The organism is Paenibacillus sp. 4624 (assembly GCF_050435065.1).
Lineage (GTDB): Bacteria > Bacillota > Bacilli > Paenibacillales > Paenibacillaceae > Paenibacillus > Paenibacillus amylolyticus_D.
In genome coordinates this window covers 97,679-121,333 of the sequence record NZ_JBNDJR010000009.1, presented here as the reverse complement: position 1 = coordinate 121,333, position 23,655 = coordinate 97,679, and the positions used below count along the sequence as shown (strand labels likewise).

Below are 23,655 nucleotides of genomic sequence, written 5' to 3'. Positions count from 1 at the left end.
AAAGGAAGAGATACAGCACTATTCGAAGAATGGCACATTTGTTTTTAGCCATGATTCTCTTAATACCATCTTTGATGATTGGCGGTGACAAGACTTTGGCAGCATCCAGTGGCTGGTCGATCATTGATGGGGGCGGAGCAAATGGGCTTAACGTCAATCAAACGATGCCTGCTGAAACACCTTCAATAGCCGAGTGGAACGGGGAGATTTACGTCGCATGGCGTGAGCGAATCCAGACGACTCCTGCAATCTACCAGATTCGGGTTAAAAAGTTTAATGGATCGGGTTGGGTGAGTGTTGATGGAAACCATCCAATAAACGGTTTGAATGCAGACGTTACCAGAGATGTTGGATCTCCGGAGCTGGCGGTGTACAACAATGCTTTGTACTTAACCTGGCTTGAAAGAAATGCATCTTATAATAACCAGGTTCGAGTTAAAAAATATAATGGCACCCTGTGGACGAATGCAGAAGGCGGCACAAACGTTGGAATCAATGTGGATCCCTCAGTAAGCGCACTTAGCCCCAAGCTGACCGCGTATAAAGGCGAATTATACGCTATTTGGACAGAAGCAAGTAAAGTACGAGCCAAAAAGTATGATGGTACCACGTGGACAAGTATTGATGGTGGAGGAACGGGTGGGCTTAACATCAACCCTTCTAGTGGTGCCGGAACTCCTATAATGACTGTTATGGGAGATGATTTATACGCAGCGTGGTACGAGTTTATGACCGGTCCCAGTTATCAATTACGTGTTTTAAGGTATGACGGATCAAATTGGGCGGTCGCCGACGGAGGGGTGGGATTAAACAGATCTGCCGCGAGATTTCCGATTAATCCCTCTCTTACTGCTATGAACGATGTCCTATATATGGCCTGGACAGAACCGATAAATAGCACGGACGAACAAGTTCGTGTGAAGAAGTTTGAAGGCGGTGTCTGGTCCAGTATTGATGGCGATGGTAACAATGGAATAAGTATAACCCCGGGAGCACGAAGTAACACTGTCAAGTTAGTAACATTAAGCAACGAATTATATGCCATCTGGTCCGAAAATTCAGGTGTGTGGGCAAACGGTATTCCTATTTTTAAAGTCCGTGTGAAAAAATATGATGGCAACGGGTGGACATTCGCGGAAAGTGGTAAAAATGGTGGCTTGAATGTCTATAGCGATAGAACCGCTACTACGCCTTCAATCGTTTCAATGAACGAAGCTCTCTATGCAGTATGGAGTGAGAATGATAGAACAGTGACGAATATTCGTGCTGGTAGATACACCCCCCCACCTCCTCCTAGCGTTAACGGGGTTACTGTGACCCCTGTTACGGCTAGTATTCAGCAGGGAGGGAGCAGACAGCTAACGGCCAGTGTGGATGCAGTGGGGGAAGCGGCAACGACAGTGACGTGGAGCAGTAGCGACACTACGAACAAGGTAACCGTAGACAATGCGGGAATAGTGAGGGTCACTCGGGACGCAACACCAGGTGATTACTTGATTACAGCAACTTCAACACATGATAACAGCAAAAAAGCAACGGCTACGGTAACGGTGACTTATGCGCCAGCTGTCAACAGTGTTACTGTAAACCCAAGCACGGCCAGTCTTTTGCAAGGGGAGAGTACACAGCTCACGGCCAGTGTGGCATCTGTAGGGGGAGCCCGGACAACAGTGACGTGGAGCAGCGATGATACAAATAATAAGGTTACCGTAAACGGGACGGGAAAAGTGGCCGTTGCAGCGGATACGGCGCCGGGTGATTACACGATTACGGCGACTTCCACCTTTGATACCAGTAAAAAAGGGTCAGCAGTCATTACGGTGGCATACGCACCTGCTGTGACGAGCGTTAATGTTACCCCGAACACCGACAGCATGATGCAGGGAGAGAGCAGACAACTTCTGGCAACGGTAGACACGGTGGGCGGGGCTGCAACGACAGTGACGTGGAGCAGCAGTGATGTGGATAACAAGGTTGCAGTAAGTGAGACAGGCTTTGTTACTGTTGCGCCCGATGCTGTACCTGGTCTTTATTCCGTTACGGCGACCTCAACTATAGACAGCAGCAAATCAGATACGGCAACCATTACCGTGATATATGCTCCAGCCGTCCATGGTGTCACCGTGACCCCTGACCCTGCGAGTATTGTTCAAGGAGATAGCTTACAGTTGGGAGCGAGTGTAGACGTTGTCGGTGGAGCTTCGACGGATGTAACGTGGAGCAGTAGCGACATTAGCGGTAAAGTGTTGGTTAGCAACACAGGCAACGTAACGGTTGCACCAGATGCGGTACCAGGCAATTACATCATTACGGCAACTTCGGTAGAGGATAGCAGCAAGGCAGGAACGTCAACGGTGACTGTTACGTATGCGCCAGCGATTCAGGAAATCAGTATTCAACCGGATAGCACCCGTGTGTCGCAAGGAAGAAGCATGCAGCTTGCTGCGACGGTAACTGCTGTTGGTGGAGCGGATGCAACGGTACATTGGACCAGCAGTGACGATAGCAACAAAGTAACGGTGAGTAATACAGGCTACGTTAGTGTGTCTTTGGATGCTGAACCAGGAGACTACACGATTATGGCAAGCTCGGTGTTCGACTCTTCCAAAACGGCAACAGCAACCATCAAGGTAACGTATGCACCTGCAGTGAACAGTGTGGTTGTAAATCCGGATACGGCGAGCCTTATGCAGGGAGAGAGTAGACAGTTGGAAGCCATCGTGGATATTACAGGTGATGCTGATGTGATGGTAACATGGAGCAGCAATGACATCAAAAGTAAGGTTAACGTAGATGATACAGGCTACGTTACGGTAGCTGCCGATGCGGAGCCGGGTAAATATATCATTTCCGCGACTTCTACAGTAGATAGCAGCAAAAAAGGAAACATGAACCTTACGGTCACAGCGGCCCCGACATATACGATTGCTGGGATTGAAAATCAGAATTTGCAGTCGGTGCTGCTCGGTTATGATTCAGGTTCTCAGGAGACGATTACAGTTCCTGTTCAACATACCGGAACTGGCAAGTTGGTTAATCTATCTGCATCTCTTGGAGGCAATGATCGGGATGCTTTTGTTATCACACAACCAGCGGTGGAATTGGAAGCTGGCGATAAGACAAGTTTTAATTTGCATGCTATAGATGGTTTGCCAGCAGGGACATATACGGCGACGGTAACATTGACGGCAGTTCACATGTTGCCTGTGACTTTCAACGTCACTCAGGCGGTTAACTTGCCAAATGCCCCAGCTAATCCTCGTCATCTTACGGCAGAGAGCGGGCATGGTAAAGTTACGCTGAAATGGGATATGGAACCGGATATCACAAAGTATCGAATCTATATGGCAACGGATGCTGATCCAAATCATAGAGTAGAAGTGAATGAACAGGCTACGTCGCCATACACAATCCCTGATTTGATTAACGGAACGAAATATTATTTTGTGGTAAAAGCAGAGAATGCGGGTGGACTTAGTGAAGCTTCCAATCTGGTTACTGCGATCCCTTCAGACAACCCGGGGATCCCAACGGATGTTACAGCAACTCCGGGTGATGGACAAGTTGTCGTGAAATTCAACCCGCCTGTCGATGACGGTGGTAGTCCAATCAAGGAATACGAAGTAACCGTATCACCAGGAGAACGGAAAGTCACAGGTCAAGCTAGTCCAATAACAATTACTGGATTAAGCAATGGAACAAGGTATACTTTTACGGTAAAAGCAGTAAACGAAGCGGGTAAAAGTGCACCATCAGCTTCATCCAATGCAGTCGTTCCAACAGCAACCTCCGTACCGCCAATCAATTCGCCCGGAACACCATCTACCTCGACTGCACCTGGGCCGTCTAATACTCCAGCTCAACCAGCTCCGACGGGAGTAGATATTTTGGTGAATGGCAAGGCGGAGAGTGCCGGACAGGCAACGGTAACCAAACGGGACCAGCAAACGGCATTGAAGATTGTGGTTGATCAGAAAAAGCTTAATGACAGATTGGTTGAGGAAGGGCGACATGCAGTGGTTACGATCCCGATTAATCAATCGTATGATGTTTTTGTAGGCGAACTTACGGGTCAAATGATCCAGACCATGGAAAACTACGAAGCTGTTCTTGAGTTCAAAACGGATCAGGCGTCATATATGGTTCCTGCTGATCAGATTCGTATTTCCGAGTTAGCCAAACAGATCGGAGGCGCGACGGATTTGCAGGCTATCAAGGTGCAGGTTGAAATCGCATCCCCAACGGCTGCAGAGCAGAACATTGTGAATCGAGCAACGGCACAGAAAGAGCTAACGCTTGTAGCTCCGCCACTGAACTTTATGGTTAACGCCATCCGTGGAGAACAATCTGTCGAGATCAAAAATTTCGATGTTTACGTCAGAAGATCGATTGTGATTCCGGAAGGCGTAGATCCAACCAAAATTACGACTGGTGTTGTCGTAGAACCTGATGGCTCCGTGCGTCATGTGCCAACCAAGGTTCTTAACACCAATGGAAGATACGAGGCTCAGATCAACAGCCTGACCAACAGCACCTATGCTGTCGTATGGCACCCTTTGGAATTCAGTGATGTTGTGCATCACTGGGGTAAGGATGCGGTCAATGATATGGGCTCACGTATGATTGTGGAAGGTTTTAGTGATGGTACGTTCAATCCGGATCAAGCCGTTACCCGTGCAGAGTTCGCCACGATGGTTATTCGTGGGCTGGGACTTCGTACAGAGAGTGGAGACACATCATTCTTAGATGTCCAATTGGGGCAATGGTATAGCGGGGCTATTCAGGCAGCGCACAACTATGGGTTAATTAACGGTTACGAAGATGGTACCTTCCGTCCGGATGACACCATTACCAGGGAACAAGCAATGGTCATTCTGGAGAAGGCAATGCAGATTACCGGACTGAAAGCCAAACTGAACGACGATTCACCAGAAGCAATGCTTCAGAGCTTCCACGATGGTACTGCAGTATCTTCTTGGGCACGCATCGGGGCAGCGGATAGTGTGAAGTCGGGCCTTGTGCAAGGTCGAAGTCAATCTGTACTAGTACCACAGGGCAAGATGACTCGTGCCGAGGTTGCAACCATGTTGCGACGTTTGTTGCAAAAGTCGGATCTCATTTAATTCAAAAGCAGAACATAGGCTGGATAAGCCTGTTGTTCTGCTTTTTTATACGGCATGGAATGTCTGGATTATCTCATAGATGACCTGCTTTTTGTGCGCAATCTGACATCACATAAAGGTACGTTAACTTCACATGAACCCATCAATCTACGGCAAAATGCAACACTGCACTATACAACATTTTGTTCCGAACAGGATCAAACGTAACTTGATGCTGAACCTGCTTCACACGTAAAAGAAGGGCTTTGTTCACGCCCATCCGTTCATCGATCGCTCGTTCCAGTTCCTGAAAGTCATAAGCTTGAAGGCATTCAACCTTGTCCTTCATGATATCCAGTGAAATTTCCATACGTGTGTAGACCTCCATAGTGTACAATTGGCCAAAAATCCAGAGTCTGCCGAGATTAATTGTAGTCGAGCCTTCGGGGATCAGCAAGTGAAAATCAGTTAAACCGCATGATTATTTTATTTTAGATAAATTCATTTTGGGAGGAATGGTTCCGAGTAGTCTTGCGATTTTCGTAATCTGCCCTCGATGATGAAATTCATGGGTCGTGCAATGGGTAAAAAGCCATAATTCGCTTAATTCAGCGGTTTCACTCATCCAACTGGCTTGAATGTCCGCATCCCAGTTGTCTTTGAATTTATGGAGGAAATCATCAACCAGCAAATCTGTCTTTGCAAATAATGCACGCATTTCCTGTACATCTCTGATGGATTCTGGCTTTAACTTAGGAATGCTTCGTCCAAGACCGCGGACGCCTAACCATACACGATAACAATCTGTGACATGAACATGCAGGTTACGGATGGATTCTCCGCCTAATGCGTTGGCGGTTTGCAAGTAAGCTGCAGGGGACATCGTCTCACACATTCGGAAGAGGGACTCTCTTGTTCGTTTAATCATCTCATATTGACTCGTTAGTATATTCATTTTCATTAATCTCCTTTATAAGCGGCTACCCATTCATGCTTTGATTAAAGATTAAACATATCCATAATATCCTCCATGTATATTTATGTCAAATATTTTCAGTTTTACAGGAGAAGTATGCTTCTTTCAGCGGTGTGATATAATTGAGCTACAACTGTTTGGCTATTTTCGGGATGAAGAATTTTCCTAGTATGCATAGAGAGGTTTTGGATATGACGAAAGACAATTTTTGGCGTGAATTGCCACGACCATTTTTTATATTGGCGCCGATGGAGGACGTGACGGATGTTGTATTTCGGCATGTGGTCAGTGAGGCGGGCAGACCGGATGTGTTTTTTACCGAGTTTGCGAATACGGAAAGCTACTGCCACCCGGAGGGCAACAAAAGTGTGCGTGGGCGGTTAACGTTTACCGAAGATGAGCAGCCGATCGTGGCGCATATTTGGGGAGACAAACCGGAATTTTTCCGAGAGATGAGCATTGGCATGGCGAAGGAAGGTTTCAAAGGCATCGATATTAATATGGGCTGTCCTGTAGCGAATGTAGCGGAGAACGGCAAAGGGAGCGGTTTGATTTGTCGGCCAGCTCTTGCCGCGGAGATCATCCAAGCTGCGAAAGCCGGGGGCTTGCCGGTCAGTGTCAAAACAAGGCTTGGTTTCACCGAGGTCGATGAATGGCGCGACTGGTTAACCCATATTTTGCAGCAAGACATCGTGAATCTGTCCATTCACCTGCGCACAAGAGAAGAAATGAGCAAGGTGGATGCCCACTGGGAACTGATTCCCGAGATTAAAAAACTGCGCGATGAGATCGCACCGAATACGTTGCTAACTATTAATGGGGATATCCTCGATCGTGAGGCTGGCCTTAGACTGGCAGAGCAATACGGTGTGGACGGCATTATGATTGGGCGGGGCATTTTCCAGAATCCATTTGCTTTTGAGAAGGAGCCGCGGGAGCACACCACGGAGGAGTTCCTTCATCTGTTAAGGCTGCATCTGGATTTGCATGATCAATATGCGGAACTGGAACCTCGTTCGTTCAGTCCACTGGCGCGTTTTTTCAAAATTTACGTTCGTGGATTCCGCGGTGCAAGTGAGCTGAGAGGTAACTTGATGAATGCCAAAACAACCGCTAAAGTACGTGAGCTGCTGGATGAGTTCGTAAGACAGGAACAGGTAGAGAAGGCGGAGGCAGAGTAAAGAAGCATGCAAAACAACATGTAAAACAGCGTCATGTTCACAGTAGACTCCGGTTAAGGGAACCCTCGATACAAAATGGAACGCTACGATCTTAAATCGCTCAAGTGGAACAATCGCTTGGGCTTTTTATATTGTTTAACCATTTGACATGAGACCTTACATCTACCTTCTGCAGCTTGGGATAAGCTGATATAATGAACCGGATAGGCTGATCCCACGTGCCTTTACGTTAGGATATGAAACGGAGTAGATTGTTAGATGAGAAGAATGCTCGTGGCATTGGTTGCGGTTAGTCTTGGTTGTTATCTTTTATTATTTGGACTACTGGAAGCAACGGAGAATAAAGGCATGAAGCCGGAGCCATCCAAGAATGGAATCCTGGATATGACCACGTGGAATTTTAATTCCAATGAAGTTGCACCATTGGACGGACAGTGGGAATTTTACTGGAATGAACTACTGAGGCCAGGAGTCCAGCCTGTTTCAACCGCACAATTCATTCATGTACCCGGATTTTGGAGACATACAGCGCAAGATGGGGCTCTTCAGGCCAAGGGCGGTGGAACCTATCGTTTGAAGGTGAAGCTGGAGCCTTCTTCGAGGGTATACGGTCTAAGAATTTCGAACATCCGAATGGCGAGTACAGTTTATGTGAATGGCGAGAAGGTGGGAGAGAGCGGTGTCCCGACTTTAGATCAAAATACATATGAATATGTGAACAGGCCGTATAATGCCTTTTTTACAGTACAAGGGGATACGGCAGAGATTTTGATTCATGCAGCCAATTTTGAAAATACGCAAGGCGGCATTCCCTATAGTCTTTACTTGGGGAGTGCGCAGGGAATCCAAGCTTTTAACATTAATACAACCGTCCTTAATTTAACGCTAATTGTATCCCTCCTGATGCTGGGATGTTATCAATTAGGTGTATACATTATTCGCAAAAAAGAACAAGGACTTCTCTATTTCGGGTTAAGCTGTATTGTAATCGCATGGTCCTTTGCCAGTAACGGCGAACGGATTATCGTAGAATACTTTGATCTGCCCACCGAGTTTTATTATAAAATTCAGGCCATATCGTTATATCTTTCTTTAATTACGATGGTGATGTTTATCCAATCCATGTGCACAGGACTGATTGCTCGCTGGTTTACCAGAAGCCTTGTATATGGGATGGCATTGTATATCGCATTTGTTCTGGTCACCCCGTTTCAATGGTATTCCGACTTCAATATCATCGCCAGTACCTTTCAACTCGGGGCTTACATCATTATTATTGGTGTTCTGCTCTATTCCTACCGGAAGGGACGATATGGCGAGTTCAACAAAAAAAGTCTGGCGCTCTTTATCATGGCCTTATGCAGCTACTTGGTGGGTCTATTCGATTATGCTCTATATTTGAGCAGTCTAACGACAAGTTACCGATTGGGGTATTATGCGATTTTGGCTTTTTGTTTCTTGGCATCGTTCATTATGTCTTACCGCTTCTCTGAAGCGTATAACACCATTGAGAATCTGGCAGCCAAGCTTCAAAAGGCGGACAAGCAGAAGGATGAGTTTCTGCTTCAGACTTCGCACGAGTTTCAAACGCCACTGCACGGCATCATCAATTTGTCCCAAAACATGCTGGAGACAGGCGCAGAAGAACTGAACGACATTCAGATGCAGAATCTGTCTTTAATCCGGGATACGTCCAGAAGGTTGTCCGCGTTGGTTCATGATATTTTGGATATGGATAAAATCAAACGTAATGAATTGACTGTCCTTCCTGCAAAAGTGGATGTACGCGTTACGGTATCTCTCGTATTCCATTTGTTCGAACATCTCATCACAGGGAAAAAAATCAGGCTGGTGAACGCCGTACCGAATAGGTTGCCTCTCGTTTATGCAGATGAGAACAGGTTGAAACAGATTATCTACAACCTGGTGGGCAATGCGGCCAAGTTCACTCAGGAAGGCGTCATCACCGTGAGTGCTCGGGCAACGGCAGATCGAGTGACCATTTTGATTGAGGACAGCGGTGTGGGAATTGCCAGGTCGGAATGGGATACGATCTTTCAACCTTTCGAGCAAGCCCACTCCCCGTATGAGTATAGTGGAACGGGCTTGGGATTGTTTATTTGCAGAAAGTTGCTACATCTGATGGATGGAGACATTTATATTGATTGGTCCGAGCAGGGCAGAGGAACGGGGATTGCTTTTACACTTCCGCTTGCGGATGAGAACTGGGATGGCATTACGGAAGCTGCTGCGACTTGTGAGAATGATATAATAGAGCAGAAGCAGATCTCGATAGTTCCATCCATTCCAGAACATTCGGTTAATCAGTCTCCGTCTGCTGAAAGCCAGTTCACTATATTGGCAGTGGATGACGAAATGTCGAATCTCCATGTTCTGTCCAGTCTGTTTACGAGTGAACCCTATCATATCGTGTGGGCTAATAACGGAGTAGAGGCACTGGAGCTGCTTCATAGCCGCTCGGATATTGATCTGGTTCTACTGGATGTGATGATGCCCAGAATGTCCGGTTTTGAGGTCTGCAGAGAGATACGAAAGCAGTTCAGTCTGTTTGAACTTCCGATTATCTTACTGACAGTGCTTCATTCTTCCAGCGATATTGAGGGCGGGTTAAAGGCAGGAGCGAATGATTTTATCGTTAAACCCTTTGACGCTTGCGAAGTACGGGCCAGAACAGAAACGTTGCTGCGGTTAAAGACGTCTGTTGAGGATGCAATGAGGTCAGAGCTTGATTTTCTTCAGTCGCAGATTAAGCCGCACTTCTTGTTTAATTCATTGAATTCCATTATGGCTTTATGCCGAATAGATCCGATACAAGCAGAGAATCTCATTACACATCTTAGTCATTATTTAAGAAGGAGCTTTGATCCCAGACCGGATCGTTATGTGTCGCTGCAAGACGAGCTTCAGCTGGTTGAGGCCTACGTGGCGATTGAAAAAGCCCGATTCGAGGAACGACTGACGGTTATATATGATGTACAACCAGCAACGCTGGAGAAAAAAATCCTTCCGTTAACGATACAGCCTTTGGTGGAGAACGCGATCCGGCACGGTGTCATGAAAAAGGTACTTGGAGGTACGGTTCGTTTGTCCATTACCCTGAATGGGGATAAGGTTCAGATCGAAGTATGGGATGATGGCATCGGTATGACCCCGGATCAATTACAACAATTATGGGTAGCGAGTAACTCCTCATCTCAACGAAGGGGAGTAGGTCTAATGAATATCCGCCGGAGATTGGCACACTTCTGTAAAGAAGAATTAAAGGTAACGAGTGTAGCAGACGAATGGACAAGCGTCAGGTTCCAGTTCAAAATATAAAATCGTGCAACCGTGGAGAGAGGGGAATGGTACTCATGAGAGTTGTCATCGTGGATGATGAGCGACTGGCTATTATGCGGCTGCAGCACATCCTGGAGGGCATAGAGGAAGTGGAGATCGTCGGCACATACACGAATGTTTCGGAGTTGCTGAATGATTTCCCCCATCTGCAGCCAGATGCAGCTTTTTTGGATATTGATATGCCCGGTATGAATGGTCTGGAACTGGCTGCTAACTTGCAGGGGATGGAACTGGATACGGAGATTGTATTTATTACAGCTTACGATCAATATGCACTGGATGCATTCCGGGTGAATGCGCTGGACTATCTCTTGAAACCTGTAGATGAAGTAGCGCTGCGTGATACCATTCATCGAATTCTCAAGCGTAAAGAACGGACTCCTGTGAAGAAAAAGGAAACGGGTGCCCGTATCCAATGTTTCGGTCATTATATTGTATCTCGTTCAAGCGATGGGAGCCCGGTCGATTTCCCGACGGCGAAGGCAGAAGAGCTTCTTGCATACTTTCTGATTCACAGGGATACGAGTCTTTCTAAATGGAGCATATGTGAAAGTCTGTGGCCGGAGCATGAGCCGCAGAAAGCTGAACAAAATTTGCATACGACCGTATTTCGCATGAAGAAAACATTGCTGGATAACGGAATCCATATTCAATTAAGCTCCAAAAAGGGTTTTTATCATTTTCAACTGCTCGAATCTTGTGATTATGTGCGCTTCGAAGAGTTGAGGAGGGGAGGCTCTACCCAGATTGATAGATATCCTGTTGATGCAGAAGAGGTTTTAAGGCAGTATAAGGGGGCACTTTTTGGCTGGAAAGATTACGCCTGGTGTGAAGCGGATAAGGAACGGGCTAATCAAAGCTTTCGAGATATGTCCAAAACGCTGGCTCGCTTATATATGAAAAGAGGAGAATATCGGCAAGCACAGGATTTTCTGCAATTCTTTCTCTCCATTGTTCCTTACGATGAAGAAGGTCATGAAATGATGCTAAGGATCTATATGCACCGGCAGGATCGAACTTCCTTTTCCATGCATTTTAACAAAATGAAAGAGGTGTTCCAGCAGGAAATGGGAATGGAACCGCCCGCCTTCATGGAACAGATGTATGTGGAAATGATGGAAAACTCATAGTTAGAAGATGCTTTGTGGTACTCCCTGATAAATGGGATACTGCGGAGCTTTTTTTGTGGCGTTTTCTGAGGTTCTTTGTAAGTGTTTTGTAAGCGCACGTAAGTAAAATTAGTTCTTGGGACCCACGAATGTCGAAAGAAGGGGAATTACGCGACTTGTTGGCGTTGAAGTGAATACAATGACATTGAGAGGAGAGCACCTGTGGTGATAGCAGGGAAGGCTGGAGAATGACGGGGCTGAGATGTTTGACTGTGTACCAGTACATAATTGGAACCGGAACATGGACAGGACAGTAGCGAGAGCAAGAGGATTACGATTATTTACTTTAGGGAGGAATAAAGAATGATGCAACATATTAGGGGCAGGAACAAGCTTCGATCCTTGTTTTCTGTTGTTCTTGTTTTCAGTTTACTTTTGAGTTCGTTTCCATCCATTGCTTTTGCGGATGATCCAACATCACTTGAGATCGGAACGGCTTCCGGATCTCCTGGTGATGTAGTAGACGTTCCAGTATACATCTATCCGGGGGATAATAGTGTTTATGGTTATGACCTTACCATTTCCTATGATGGTACTAAACTTGAACCTATGCCAACGGCTGCAACGAAAACATGGGAAGTTTCTAGCTTTAATCAGTTAGCTAATCCAGAAAAATCCGAAATTAAAGTTAACGCGTATGTTGGAGAAAATCCCTACATTATCAATGGGAAGCAAGGAGTATTTGTTTTACATTTTCAGATAAAGGAAGGCGCCGAAACAGGTGTATCCAATGTAAGTCTTCGTACGGGTGCTTATATTGGATACAATGACGCCGTGGGTGAGATTCAATCCAGCATTCCTGGTTCTGTCACGATAAATCCTAACCAAGGAAGTGGAGCGGGAGGATCTGAACCGAAGGAGGCTCAATCACCCCGGATTATCGAACAACCTTCGGATCGAAGTGTAAGCCGTGATGAAAGTACACGTTTGAGTGTAAATGCAACGGTAAGTGACGGCGGAGTGTTAAGCTATCAATGGTACACTTTAATTATGACTGGAGAGAGGGCAATTGATGGGGCTACGGATAGTACCTTTGATGTGCCCACAACGACGGCAGGAACAACGTATTATTTTGTTAAGGTAAAGAACACACTCGGTACCAGTTCCAAGATAGAGTCTAGCCAAGTAGTCAGTGTAACGGTGAATCCCGTATTGGCTGAAGGGAATTGGCAAGATATCACGGGGCCAGAGATACCTGTTAATAGACCAATTGATATCGCAGTTGATCCGAATGGTACGGTGTACGTGGCTAGTTCCACAACAATTAAGATGCGGTCCAACAATGGTAACTGGATCAATATAACACCAGAAGAAGGGCTCGAATATATCTCGGGTATGGCTGCAGACAGCACAGGAGCAATCTATGTGTCGCGGAGCCGCAGCAGTTCCATTTTGAAATATATGGATGGTACTTGGGAAGTTGTTAATGGCACTAATGAAGGTCTCTCCACACCAGTTGATGTAGCAGTGGATGAGCATAACCAGATTTTTGTAGCAGATAGAGAGTTCAGAAACGTTAAAAGACTGGTCGATGGAACCTGGGAAAGTATCAGTGAATTCAACGTCTCTACTCCTGTTGGATTAGCAGTAGGTAATGGGAATGTATATGTAACATATGATAACTTTGTTGAATATGGAGTTAAAACATTAATGGATGGTAGCTGGGAAGGTATCACAGCTGGCACAAAATTTAATATGCCACAAGGAATTGCAACCGATGCAAGTGGGGATGTGTATGTAGCAGACTCATATAATCATGTTGTAAGGAAGCAGTCTGCAGGCGTATGGACAACGGTCAGTGAAGTAAGTGATTTCAGCATTCCATATGGTGTGGCCATAAGTCACAATGGAGACGTGTATGTCACGGATTATGAGAGCGGACATATTAAAAGGCTCATTGTTAATGCAGCTATTCCAGTTATTCATGCACAGCCCATTGGCGATACGGTAGATCAGGGAGCGGAGCAACCGAAACTGAGCATTAATGCCACAGTTAACGATGGTGGGACATTGAGCTATCAATGGTATAGCAACACGAAAAATAGCGTGGAAGGAGCCACATTGATTGAGGGTGCAACGGAGAGCAGTTATTCCGCACCGACAACTCAATCTGGAAATCTCTACTATTATGTGAATGTAAAAAATATGAATATATCTGCTGCCCAAAATCAAACCGCATCAGTCAATAGTTCCCTTGCGCTGGTGACGGTGAGTAGCGGCGGCAACACTGGTGGTGGAACAGGACCAGTGATTACGGAACCAACAAAGGCACAATCCCCTCAAATTACCCGACAACCTGCGGACAGAAGTGTAAGCCTGAATGATCCAAGTCCACAGTTGAAAGTCGTTGCATCCGTAAATGATGGGGGTCAGCTATCCTATCAATGGTATCGCAATACAAAGAAAAGTGTCGAGAGTGGAAACATTGAAAAGATTGCAGGAGCAACCGAAAGTAGGTATGATGCACCGACATCAACTGTAGGAACAACGTATTATTTTGTAGAGGTAACTAATACGTTAGGTGACAGTTCCACAACAACGCCGAGTACTGTAGCTACAGTAATGGTAAGTAGGGGGAACTGGCAAGATATCACGGGGCCAGAGGCGGCTTTTATTGGTGCAAATGGTATTGCAGTCGATCCGAATGGTACGGTGTATGTAATAATTGGAACGAAAATTGCAAAGCGTACTATAGACAGTGACTGGCAGGATATCACACCTGCTGATGGGGAGACAAGGGAAGATTTTTATACAGGGATTGCAGCAGATAGCAAAGGTACAATTTATGTGTCCAGGTACAATAACAGCTCTATCTTGAAATACGCTGGTGATACTTGGGGATCCATTGATAGTAATGGACTTTCCAACCCATCCCATTTGGCAGTTGATGAGCAAGATCAGGTTTATGTAGTAGATAGAGGCGACGTAATTAAAAAGCTGGTTAATGGAACTTGGGAGAACTTCGGTTCAATCAATAGTTACATTTCTGGTTTGGCAGTGGCTGGCGGGAAAATGTATGCTAGTCATAGCAATGGAGTTACGGTCAAAACGTTGTGGAACGGCAGTTCGGAGGAAGTTGCACCCGGCATCCAGTTTATCCTGTTAACAGGAATGGCAGCGGATGCGAGCGGTAATGTGTATGTTGCAGACAGTGAGGGCGTGAAAAAACTGTCAAACGGCGAAACGACGCCAATCAGTACAAAAGCCGATTTCAGTATTCCGTTTGGTGTAGCCTTAGATTCCGTTGGAAATATATATGTCGTTGATAACTTGCTTGGAAAGGTAAAGAAGCTCATCGTCAACGCAGCAACCCCGGTGATTCATACGGATCTGGTTGACCTAAAGGTGAATCAGGGAAGCGAGAGCCCGCAATTGAGCGTAAATGCCACGGTAAGTGACAATGGAACATTGAGCTATCAATGGTACAGCAACACAAATGATAACATTGAAGGCGCTACTTTGATTGAGGGTGCAACGGAGAGCAGTTATTCCGTGCCTACAGATCAAGCAGGTAAGGTTTACTATTATGTAAAAGTGAAGAACACAAACGATTTGGCTGCTCAGAATCAAACGGCAACAGTCAATAGCTTGGTTGTGGCGGTGACTGTCAACTCGGTTCATCTTCCGGCTTACAATGTATTCTTTAATCGGCAGGATGGAACTGCTCCGTTCTCAATGGGGGTAACACAGGGCTCCAAGATTCCAGTAATGATTGTTAAGGAAAGAGCAGGTTACACCTTTGAAGGGTGGTACAAGGATGCAGCAGGAACATTAAAATGGAATAGCGATACAGATGTTGTGACCAGCGATGTTACTTTGTACGCAAAATGGACTGCCACTAGCAACGGTAGTGGAACGGGCAATGGCAACACTGGTGGCAACAGTGGAAGTGCTGGCAATGCTGGGGGCAACAATAGTGTTAGCGCAGGAGCAACTCCTGTAACCGTACCAGCGACTAATGATGCGGTTGTTGTACTGGTGAATGGCAAGGAGGAGCGTATTGGTAAGTCTGTAGCTTCTAAGGAGGGTGAACGTACGGTAACGACGATCACTGTTGATCAGAAGCAACTCGATACCAAGCTTGATTCGGAAGGGCAAGGCGCGGTTGTGACAATCCCTGTTTCCACTGAGTCCAGTATCATCATTGGGGAACTCACTGGGCAGATGATCAAGAAGATGGAAGACAAACAGGCGGTTCTGGTTGTGAAAACAGGAAATGCAAGCTACTCGATTCCTGCGCAGCAACTTGATATTGATTCGATCTCCAAGCAATTGGGTTCTACGGGGACGCTGGAGGACATCAAGCTGTCATTGCGTATCGCTTCTCCAGAAGCAACAATGATGAAGGTTGCCGAAGACGCAGCGAAGCAAAATGCACTTACAATGGTAGCACCTTCAATTGACTTTACAGTCAAAGCAGAATACGCAGGAAAGTCCGTGGATATAAATAAGTTTAATGTATATGTGGAACGGTCCATTGCTTTGCCGGAAGGCATTGATCCGAGCAAAATTACGACAGGGATTGTCACAGATCCAGATGGATCTGTACGCCATGTTCCGACCAAAGTAACACTGGAAAATGGAAAATATTTTGCTCACATTAACAGCCTGACCAACAGCCTGTATTCAGTAGTTTGGCATCCGCTGACGTTCAAAGATGTAGAAAGTCACTGGGCCAAGGATGCTGTTAATGACATGGGTTCCCGTTTAATTGTAAACGGCAGCGGTAATGATCTTTACAATCCGAATGCGGATATGACACGTGCTGAATTTGCAGCTATTATGATGCGGGGCTTGGGATTGAAACCAGTTAAAGGAAATTCAACATTTGCAGATGTAAAAGCATCCGATTGGTATCATTCCGCCGTACTGACGGCTTATGATTACAAGCTAATCGATGGCTTCGAGGATGGAACTTTCCGGCCGCAGGAGAAGATTACCCGTGAACAAGCGATGGTGATTCTGTCCAAAGCGATGGCTATTACCGGGCTTGCTGACAAGCTTGCAGATAAGAGCAACAACGAACTGCTGAAACCTTATACTGATGCATCTCTTGTTGCAGATTGGGCGAAAGCTGGTGTAGCGGCAAGCTTGGAAGCAGGTGTTGTGAGCGGCAGAGGAGCAGAGCAGCTGGCTCCGAAAGCGAATATTACCCGTGCTGAAGTTGCGGCGATTGTACAACGGTTACTGAAGGTATCCGGTTTAATTTAATCTACTTCAAAGGGTTGCTCCGTGCAGAACTAACTGCATCAGGAGCAACCCTTTTTGTGTCTTTTGCATAATGAAAAGACGTTACCGGAATGGTTGGTCACATGGACCAGAAATTCCAGACACGCCTTATACTTAACACGAAATGTTGCTAAAGATTGGTGCCAAACCAGCAATTCGCTAAGAGAAAGCTACGAAAATGGTTATGACGAGGCCAGCATGTATCCTGCTCCCCGAATCGTAATAATTCTCTCCGGATGGAGAGGGTCATCCTCTATTTTTTTGCGTAAATTGCTGATGTGTACAGCGACCGTTCTCGTATCCTCCAGACTTTCCATGCCCCAGATGAGATTGAACAACGTATCGACCGAGATGACCCGGTTCACATTTTGTGCCATATAGGACAGGAGGCTGAATTCTTTTTTGGATAAAAAAACGGTTTTACTACCTATGTTGACGGACTGAGCATAGAAATCCAGTTGCAACCCTGGTAACTCCAGCAGTTGTTCCCGCCTGCTTGACGATACTCTGCGAAGATGAGCCTTGATTTTGGCCATGAGTACGCCCGGACTGAACGGCTTGGTCACATAATCGTCGCCGCCGTCCGTTAATGCACGGATCTTCACCTCATCCTCCTCATGGCTGCTCAGAAACAAGATCGGCGCATTGGTGGAGGCCCTTGCGTTCCTACACCAGTCAATGCCGTTTTCATTTGCTAGCATCACATCAAGTACAATCAAATCAGGATTAAACGATGCAAGCAACTTCATGGCTTCTATCCCGGTATGACTATAAGTGCAATTAAACCCTTCTCGTTCGCAATACGCCTGAACAATTTCACATATATGGGGATCATCATCGACGATCATAATTTTGTATGAGTCCTTCATGCGGTCACCTTCCTGCTTATTGAATAGAGCGGCAGCGATATATAGAATATAGATCCTGTCTTACCATCGCTCTCCGCATGAACTCCTCCTCCATGTGCTTGAACAATTTCCCTGCAAATGGCCAGTCCGAGCCCGCTACCCTCTACTTTTATCTCTGTGCTTGCCCGATCATATCGGTAATTACGATCAAAAATTTGCTCAAGTTGATTCGGGGGAATACCCATGCCGGAGTCTTCTACACTAATGATCACACAAGAGGGATCTTGTGTATCGTCCATGGTTAGAGCAAGACGTACCATCCCACCAGCAGAGGTGAACTTCATCGCGTTGGATACGAGATTAAACAAAGCCTGCTCCAATCGTTGCTCATCAATCTCAAGGATAGGAAAGTCAGCTTGTTGATCTTCTCCTTTTCCGATGTCCAGTACGAAATCCAACCCTGCGTCAAGCACAACCAGCTCATATTGTTCAAAAAAACGATGTAAGAAGTCGGCTGCATGAATCGGCTCCATCTGGTATTCTACTTGACCCGTCTCCAGATGCGACAAGAAGGACAACTCCCCGATCATATGATTAATCCGTATCGTGTTATCACGGATATACTTTAGGTACTGTTCATTGCGCTCTGGCTTCACCATGTCTTTTACAGCCTCGACATATCCAAGCATGCTGGACAGCGGCAGGCGCAAATCATGCGTAATGTAGGCCAGCAGCTTCTTTCTTCCATGCTCTGAGCGGAGTAACTGCTCATATGACGTACGCAGGTCTTCGTGAGCTGCAGATAATGCATGCGTGCGTTCCTCCACCAGTTGCTCCAGATTGGTATTCATATCCGTAAGTCTGTCATTCGCTTCCTGAAGCTCACGGGCAATCCGCACCTCGTTCGTTGCTGCCCTCGTAAATCTGGAAGAAAGCAGAATCATCTGTGCAATCGTAAATATCAACAGACCTGCTGGGGAAGTATTTCCGATTGGCGACCACTCATTGAAATATAGAAAATCATTAATCACTGTAATCAAAGCAACCACCGAAACGAGCAGGAAAATCAGGGCTCCCTCCAACCGCTGCATAGCTGCCTTGGCCAGTCCAATCATTAGATATGCCATATGTAGCACAACGACCACACCAATCAGCATTAACAATTGGGTATAGATCAGTGCAGGGGTTATGATAACAACCATACACAGCAATCCCGTTACGATTCGGCTGCCCAGACGGAACCATTGCGAGACATAATTCGGGAAAACACATTCAAAATACTTGGTAATGACATACCCGCCAAGAGAAAGAGTCAGATACTCCATCTTAAATTGCAATTCCCACGGGAAATCAGGGAAAAATTGTGTGAACATCAGCTCGCCGTTCAGCAAGGAGCGGACACCAAACAACAAGGTGAACAGACCGAAGTATAACGGTGCTCTATCCTGACGGCGCAGAAGGAATAACATCAGATTATACACGCCAATGACGAGCAGACTTGCAGTGATGAACATATCTGTGGCAACCTTCAGTTTAGTCCCGACCGTTAACATGTTACTGCCGCCTAGTTCTATTTCCTTGGTAATCCCGCCTCGATGGTGATGAAAGTTGGAAACTTGCAACACTAGTTCTACTGTGTCTTTATTAGGCTCAAAGAACACCAATTTTGTTGCCAATTGAGGTGTCATGTTACTTTTGTCCTGACCAACCCTACCTGCTTCTGCAAGCAGTTCTCCATTAACCCATAGTTTATATGCATGGAAAATGGTAGGTAACCGCAGCGCAAGTCGCTCATTTCTGTCCTGCTCGCTAAGCTTGATGAGTAGACGAAAAGTGGCAAAGCCTTCTCCTGTCAGTTCTTGACCATCTAATCGGTAACCTAGCCATGATCCAGGGATGTTGATGTACCGATCAGGCAACCCACCCTTTTCGATCCGGTTCCGTATATCCGCAGGCGAAAGCAATGCATGCCAGTAGAATGTCCAATCCCCCTGTAACTTTACAGGATTCGTACGAATGTGATCCTGAGTTAAATCTAATAAGCCTTTTTCGCTTCGAATAGTAGGGGAGTCTGGTGCAGACATCACGGCAGAGCTTATGACCAAACCGATAACTACAACAAAAGCGATGTGAAGCAAGATCGTACGAGAACTGACTCGAAGAATATCCCTGATCATGAAGTCGACCCCAATCTACAAAATGCGCTATAAATATCTGAATATCTTCATGATAGCATCATCAAAAGAAAATGTGTGAGTCGTGGAGATGAAAACTTCAAGTTAGGGTTGATTCTTATGGAACTTAACGTTTATATTCCGGTTGTACCAATGCGACCGGATAAGGATTATCCAGCACCCATAATACGGATAACTCACTTAATCGGGCAGGTGCGTCATAATCCGATCCATTGCGTAGCCTGTGTGCCAAGCCTTGTGCCTCTTGTAAGAGAGTCAGGTTTAGTGGAGTACCTGTGCCTAAGTGCTGAACCAGGGTAGCCAGCATCTTCCGATAATCGGCATCCCAGTTTCCACCACCATTGCGCAATACTTCATCAGAGATGCGCCCGGTAATACGAATGACCTCGCCCTGAACCGTCGGGGCGTGACCCTGGGGAGGAATGAGATACGCCCACAGCTCTTGGTGCTGCTTGGACCAATGAGCTGCCTTTACATGGATGGGGCTTGTTCCATCATGCATGATCCGATTGGCCACAGGTTCAACATCAAATTGTCGATACAGCTTGTCCAGTGCGTCCGACACTTCATCAACCTTGTCTTTATTATAATTTTCACGGACGAATTCAAAATCCTTGCCGATTCGTTTCACCGACTCCTTCATTGCCGGGGTGATCGTTGCTCCAGCATTCAGCAGAATGGAGGAAATCTCTGACATGTTCACAATATCGCTATTCCGGCAATTAACTAATCCCTTCGCTAGCGGGGTATTTCCCTGGTTATTTTCCACATCAATCTTAGCCCCCCGACTTACTAACTCCTGAACCACTGGTGTTCTATATGAATTCACTGCTGCATGCAAAGGGGTTTCGTTGGTGTAGTCTACCGCATTCAGATCGGCACCGCGTTCAAGGAGCAGTGCTACGTTCCCCGACCAATGTGAAGCATGAGCATGTAAGGGTGTACGTTGGTATTTGTCACGGGCATTCAGATCGGCCCCTTGCTCCGCAAGCCAGTGAATAATCTCATCTGGAATATGCCGAAAGCTGAGGGCAGTGCCTTTGCTATATCCCCCGATTGCATCCCATTCGCAATGTTCGAAAACTTCTTTTATCGCATGAATATCTTGATTTTTAAAAAGCAACTCTAGATTATCAGGTAATGTTGTTTGCTTCTTTGTCATTAATATCTCCCTCTCCTTAGTGAGTATAAGATCTCTAATGATAGGTAATCAGATTCCAGAGTGATTGCTATGACAGAGTAGATTGCAATGATTACCAAATTTTATCACACACGTCCTTTGAGAACCAAACATCCGGCTACCTTCAAAGTTGAACTATTCCTTTTTTCTGTAGCTATTAGAGGGGCGTATCGTTGTGCTGTGCTATACTTTAGGTAAATGTTCTGTTGAAGCTTTTCTGAGAATAGGAGGATATATGTCCTGGAGTAAATTAAAACAACAATTAGACAGTTTCCTTAGCCCCACACTCGCTGGAACAGTAGCATACCGGGCGACCAGCTATCGCTTTTTGCCGGATAAATCGGGGAGCTGTTACCTGACTGTGGATCAGAAAAACATCCTCAATATGGCGGATACGACGACACCCATCCGTTGGTACCAGACCGATCAGGAGATCAAAAATGATCCTGGCATCGTCATCCCTGTAAGTCCTGAAGAGATCGAAGCGATTCGCAAAGAAACCAAAGGGGCTGTGCCGGAGGAACGTCTTGAGATCATGGTGCGAGGTCGAAAGAGCACTTCTCATGCCAAAGAGCTGTTAGCGGCTCAGGCCGCGTTGAGCAAAGCGAATTTCACAGCGGTAGCAACGACGTTTCTGGCCACTTCAATCGAGGACAATCTGGAGAGCAGTGACATCCTGCTCAATATTCTCGCGTTGATCGACAGGCGGGTGGGAAAAAAGCGGATTCTGAATATGTCGGATTCGATTAAAATGAAGCATTCTGCCGTGCAGTATTTTTACGAATTGCGCCGCAGTACGGTGTGAAATTTGAATTTCGCATGTTAAACCAAGACTTTAAACAGCTCATAAAGCGAAGAAAGCCATGCTGTAAAACGATTCTTTGCACAATAACCGCTTGCAGTGGGCTTCTAACAAGATGATACACGATCAAGCAGACCGCAACCTTTGCATGGGAGCCGGTCTACTTGTGTTTATCGGACAGCAATTTTATGTTCCTAAAGCCAGCCTCATAAGGCGGAGAATGTAATATGAGTCGCACAGAACAAAATTACAGTTGTTATGTGGTACTATATGTTGTTTTTGCAGTGCAATAGAGTTAAAATAAGACAAGAACATATGTTTTGTTTGTGCTAAATTATACATATTCGAGGGATCAATCTGCTTGAACTTGTTAAGGGGTGGACATGTCCAATGATACGATTAACTAAACAGCAAGCCAGGCAATTTTTATTGTTAAAGCATGGGTTAGTGGGCGGGCATCAATATGACGGAAAGTCAGGGATCATGGAATTTACAAGGCAGGTTGGCTGCCTTCAATATGATCCGATCGATATCTGTGGAAAAAATGCCGAGTTAGTACTGCAGTCACGCATTCGTGGGTTTAGCAAGAATATGCTCGAAGAGCTGTTGTATCAAGATCGATTGCTGATAGATTATCCCGATAAGAATCTCGCTATCATCCCCGTAGAGGACTGGCCTTATTTCGAACGGTACAGACAAGCGGCCAGACTGCATGCCGGAAGCTATCCCCAGATGGAGACGCTCACAAGCCAAGTACGGGCTTATATACAGCAAGTTGGTCCGGTAAGTTCGAATGAATTAAATGCATTGCATCTAGAGGGAGATTTCACTTGGCGTTCGGCCATTCACTGGAGTAGTGGGAACAACGTTTCGCGCTCTGTGCTGGAGCAGATGTATTCGACAGGTGAACTGGTTATCCATCATAAAAAAGGAACACGTAAATATTATGATCTGGCTGAGAAACACATACGGGCTGATTTATTGCATGCGCCAGACCCGCTGTTGAACGAATTACATCATCACAAGTGGAGAGTATTGCGCCGAATTGGTGCTGTCGGTTTACTGTGGAATCGTGCATCCGATGCCTGGCTTAATATATGGGGATTAAAAACAGAGCAGCGGAACAGAGTTTTTCATGAGCTATTACTGGAGGAGCGCATTGTTGCTGTTGAGGTAGAACAAATGAAGGAACGATTATACTGCCGGGCAGAAGACTTACCTATTATTGAACGCATACTGCAAAATCCGGAGTTACAAGAGCGTTGCGAATTCATTGCTCCGCTGGATAATTTAATGTGGGATAGAAAGCTTATTTATGCATTGTTTGAGTTCGACTATAAATGGGAGATTTATACGCCAGCTCTCAAACGGAAATTTGGTTATTATGTGTTGCCTTTATTGTATGGTGATCGGTTCATTGGGAGAGCCGAGATCATCGTGGAACGTAAATTCAAAAGGCTGGTTGTTAAACGTGTCTGGTATGAAAAAGACATGCAGCCAACCGAAGAACTTGTAGCCGTGGTGAAGGAATGCTTTGAGCGGTTTTCAATATTCAATGACTGTGAGGCAATTTCAATAGAGGGGTAAGACAAAAGACCAAGTTAAAGATCATG

12 protein-coding genes are annotated in these 23,655 nt (G+C 45.8%); 7 read left to right on the top strand and 5 right to left on the bottom strand.

All coding sequences use genetic code 11. The features are described 5' to 3' along the window. Positions 1-29: 29 nt before the first annotated feature. On the top strand, positions 30-5,123 hold the full coding sequence (locus tag ABIE27_RS20580) for an Ig-like domain-containing protein (protein WP_429351372.1): 5,094 nt from the start codon (positions 30-32) through the stop codon (positions 5,121-5,123). 142 nt (positions 5,124-5,265) lie between these two features. On the opposite strand, the gene ABIE27_RS20575 is transcribed toward ABIE27_RS20580, so the two are convergent. Both ABIE27_RS20575 and ABIE27_RS20570 read right to left on the bottom strand, forming a co-directional pair. After that, a complete protein-coding gene (locus ABIE27_RS20575; RefSeq protein WP_123064881.1) occupies positions 5,266-5,472 on the bottom strand; it encodes a DUF2536 family protein in 207 nt (68 codons plus the stop codon). A gap of 111 nt (positions 5,473-5,583) precedes the next feature. After that, positions 5,584-6,057, bottom strand: coding sequence for a DinB family protein (locus ABIE27_RS20570; RefSeq protein WP_123064882.1), 474 nt, complete (start codon positions 6,055-6,057; stop codon positions 5,584-5,586). Positions 6,058-6,269: 212 nt separating this feature from the next. On the opposite strand from ABIE27_RS20570, the gene ABIE27_RS20565 reads away from it, so the two are divergent. From ABIE27_RS20565 to ABIE27_RS20550, 4 genes are all read left to right on the top strand, one after another. Next, entirely contained in the window at positions 6,270-7,259 is a 990-nt protein-coding gene (locus ABIE27_RS20565; protein ID WP_123064883.1) for a tRNA dihydrouridine synthase, read from the top strand. 258 nt (positions 7,260-7,517) lie between these two features. After that, positions 7,518-10,598 carry an ATP-binding protein gene (locus ABIE27_RS20560; protein ID WP_429351371.1) on the top strand — a complete coding sequence of 1,027 codons (3,081 nt, stop codon included), beginning with the start codon at positions 7,518-7,520 and terminating at the stop codon, positions 10,596-10,598. Positions 10,599-10,633: 35 nt separating this feature from the next. Beyond that, positions 10,634-11,749 (top strand): response regulator, encoded by a 1,116-nt coding sequence (locus tag ABIE27_RS20555; RefSeq protein WP_161556946.1) that lies wholly within the window; start codon positions 10,634-10,636, stop codon positions 11,747-11,749. Positions 11,750-12,091: 342 nt separating this feature from the next. Continuing rightward, the gene (locus ABIE27_RS20550) at positions 12,092-16,999 is read left to right on the top strand and encodes an S-layer homology domain-containing protein (RefSeq protein ID WP_429351370.1); all 4,908 of its coding nucleotides are present in this window, start codon (positions 12,092-12,094) and stop codon (positions 16,997-16,999) included. 200 nt (positions 17,000-17,199) lie between these two features. Here the strand turns inward: ABIE27_RS20550 and ABIE27_RS20545 are convergent, their stop codons facing one another. The 3 genes from ABIE27_RS20545 to ABIE27_RS20535 all read right to left on the bottom strand — a co-directional run bounded on the left by ABIE27_RS20545 (position 17,200) and on the right by ABIE27_RS20535 (position 21,222). After that, positions 17,200-17,886 carry a response regulator transcription factor gene (locus ABIE27_RS20545; protein ID WP_123064887.1) on the bottom strand — a complete coding sequence of 229 codons (687 nt, stop codon included), beginning with the start codon at positions 17,884-17,886 and terminating at the stop codon, positions 17,200-17,202. Next, positions 17,883-20,042 (bottom strand): ATP-binding protein, encoded by a 2,160-nt coding sequence (locus tag ABIE27_RS20540; RefSeq protein ID WP_429351369.1) that lies wholly within the window; start codon positions 20,040-20,042, stop codon positions 17,883-17,885. Before ABIE27_RS20540 ends, ABIE27_RS20545 begins: the two co-directional genes overlap by 4 nt. Before the next feature lie 124 nt (positions 20,043-20,166). Then, complete coding sequence (locus ABIE27_RS20535) at positions 20,167-21,222, bottom strand: ankyrin repeat domain-containing protein (RefSeq protein ID WP_123064889.1); 1,056 nt, start codon at positions 21,220-21,222, stop codon at positions 20,167-20,169. A gap of 253 nt (positions 21,223-21,475) precedes the next feature. On the opposite strand from ABIE27_RS20535, the gene ABIE27_RS20530 reads away from it, so the two are divergent. Both ABIE27_RS20530 and ABIE27_RS20525 read left to right on the top strand, forming a co-directional pair. Next, positions 21,476-22,045 (top strand): SF0329 family protein, encoded by a 570-nt coding sequence (locus ABIE27_RS20530; RefSeq protein ID WP_429351368.1) that lies wholly within the window; start codon positions 21,476-21,478, stop codon positions 22,043-22,045. Positions 22,046-22,432: 387 nt separating this feature from the next. Continuing rightward, complete coding sequence (locus ABIE27_RS20525; RefSeq protein WP_429351367.1) at positions 22,433-23,629, top strand: winged helix-turn-helix domain-containing protein; 1,197 nt, start codon at positions 22,433-22,435, stop codon at positions 23,627-23,629. The last annotated feature ends 26 nt before the right edge of the window (positions 23,630-23,655 follow it).

Coding starts and splice junctions, on each gene's coding strand:
- ABIE27_RS20580 (WP_429351372.1), top strand. CDS start 30: ATGGCACATTTGTTTTTAGCCATGATTCTCTTAATACCATCTTTGATG.
- ABIE27_RS20575 (WP_123064881.1), bottom strand. CDS start 5,472: ATGGAAATTTCACTGGATATCATGAAGGACAAGGTTGAATGCCTTCAA.
- ABIE27_RS20570 (WP_123064882.1), bottom strand. CDS start 6,057: ATGAATATACTAACGAGTCAATATGAGATGATTAAACGAACAAGAGAG.
- ABIE27_RS20565 (WP_123064883.1), top strand. CDS start 6,270: ATGACGAAAGACAATTTTTGGCGTGAATTGCCACGACCATTTTTTATA.
- ABIE27_RS20560 (WP_429351371.1), top strand. CDS start 7,518: ATGAGAAGAATGCTCGTGGCATTGGTTGCGGTTAGTCTTGGTTGTTAT.
- ABIE27_RS20555 (WP_161556946.1), top strand. CDS start 10,634: ATGAGAGTTGTCATCGTGGATGATGAGCGACTGGCTATTATGCGGCTG.
- ABIE27_RS20550 (WP_429351370.1), top strand. CDS start 12,092: ATGATGCAACATATTAGGGGCAGGAACAAGCTTCGATCCTTGTTTTCT.
- ABIE27_RS20545 (WP_123064887.1), bottom strand. CDS start 17,886: ATGAAGGACTCATACAAAATTATGATCGTCGATGATGATCCCCATATA.
- ABIE27_RS20540 (WP_429351369.1), bottom strand. CDS start 20,042: ATGATCAGGGATATTCTTCGAGTCAGTTCTCGTACGATCTTGCTTCAC.
- ABIE27_RS20535 (WP_123064889.1), bottom strand. CDS start 21,222: ATGACAAAGAAGCAAACAACATTACCTGATAATCTAGAGTTGCTTTTT.
- ABIE27_RS20530 (WP_429351368.1), top strand. CDS start 21,476: ATGTCCTGGAGTAAATTAAAACAACAATTAGACAGTTTCCTTAGCCCC.
- ABIE27_RS20525 (WP_429351367.1), top strand. CDS start 22,433: ATGATACGATTAACTAAACAGCAAGCCAGGCAATTTTTATTGTTAAAG.